At 52.9% G+C, this 1,648-nt stretch carries 2 protein-coding genes; both read right to left on the bottom strand.

Annotation, left to right across the window (positions count from 1 at the left end; translation table 11 throughout):
• On the bottom strand, positions 1-1,222 hold a 1,222-nt coding region (locus QVO97_RS02205), incomplete at its 3' end, for a YgiQ family radical SAM protein (protein ID WP_288188680.1).
• Position 1,223: 1 nt separating this feature from the next.
• The coding region (locus QVO97_RS02200) for an HAD family hydrolase (RefSeq protein ID WP_288188679.1) at positions 1,224-1,648 on the bottom strand (425 nt) is incomplete at its 5' end.

The raw sequence follows: 1,648 nt of genomic DNA, 5'->3' as shown, positions 1-1,648 counted from the left end.
CCTTCGGAATCGCCCGCAGCTTCTTTAACAGGGAAATATAGTCGCTGTGATCGGCATTCATGTTTTTGCACGGTTGCGGGAACAGGCACTGTTTGTGCGGACAGGCACCGTAGGTCATCTGTTTTTCGCATGCCGGGTGACGGAAGTTTGCGGTCGGACCGCCGACATCGTGGATGTAGCCCTTGAAATCTGGTTCCTGGGTCAAAAGTTCTGCTTCCTGAATAATTGATTCATGGCTGCGGGTCTGCACGATGCGTCCCTGATGGAAGGTCAGCGCACAGAAGCTACATCCGCCGAAGCATCCGCGGTTGCTGATCAGGCTGAATTTTACTTCCGTGATCGCTGGAATACCACCCGCTGCATCATAACACGGATGCCAGGTTCTCATGTATGGAAGTGCGTAGACATCGTCCATCTCTTCCTGGGTCAGTGGTTTCGCCGCCGGATTCTGCACCACATAGAGGCGGTCGCTGTACGGCTCAACGAGGCGTTTTCCCGAAAATGGATCGGTGTTGCTGTACTGGGTGTAAAAGCTCTCCGCATACGTCTTTTTATCGGAGGAAACCTCGCGGTAAGACGGCAGACGGATTTCGTCGTAAACAGAATCCAGGTTTTCCGCCTTATAAACAGTTCCCTCGATGAAGGTGATATCCTTTGCCTCGATGCCGCTCGCCAGTGCATCCGCGATCTCCACGATCGAGCGCTCGCCCATTCCGTAGGAAATCAGATCTGCCTGGGAATCCAGCAGAATGGACCGTTTCATTTTTCCAGACCAGTAATCATAATGTGCCAGACGCCGCAGGCTGGCTTCGATACCGCCGAGAATGATTGGCTTTTTCGACCAGGTGCGGATCAGGTTGGAATAGACGATCGTCGCATAATCCGGACGTTTTCCCATCTCGCCGCCCGGTGTGTAGGAATCCTTTGCGCGGCGCTTTTTCGAAACCGAATAATGGTTTACCATAGAGTCCATATTTCCGGCGCTCACAAGCCATCCGAGACGCGGTTCGCCCAGAATCTGAATGGATTCCTGATTCTTCCAGTCCGGCTGGGCGATGATGCCTACTTTATAGCCGTGCGCTTCGAGCATACGGCTGATGATCGCGTGGCCGAACGACGGATGATCGACATACGCATCCCCGCACACGTAGACAAAATCGCAGCTCTCCCAGCCGCGCTTGTCCATATCCGCCCTGCAGATCGGTAAAAAATCATGTATCATTTTATCTTGCCCCCTGTATCAGTTCCCGGTAGTCCCGGATATAAAAATCAGCTAATTCTTTCTTTTCTTCGATCATGGAAAGTGAAAATACGTCCTCGACCGCGCCGACGTGCATGCCAGCCCGTTTTCCAGCCAGAATCCCCGCCGGGACATCCTCAAATACCAGACATTTTTCCGGCTGTACGCCCAGATCCGCCGCCACCTTCAGATAGATATCCGGCGCCGGTTTTCCTGCCGCCACCTCACAGGCAGTTGCCACCACACCGAAATAGGAACGGATATCCAGAGAATCCAGCACAGCTGCTACCATATCCTGTGCATTGCTCGTCGCAATTCCCATGCGGATTCCTTTTTTCTTTAAAAATGGAAGAAATTCCGCAACCCCCGGTTTCAGCGGCACCTCATGGCGGTATTTATCGATCGACA

The organism is Clostridium sp. CAG:43 (assembly GCF_000434655.1).
GTDB classification, from domain to species: Bacteria; Bacillota; Clostridia; order Lachnospirales; family Lachnospiraceae; genus Otoolea; species Otoolea fessa.
The sequence above is the reverse complement of the archived record's forward strand: the minus strand, read 5'-3'. Positions and strand labels throughout refer to the sequence as shown.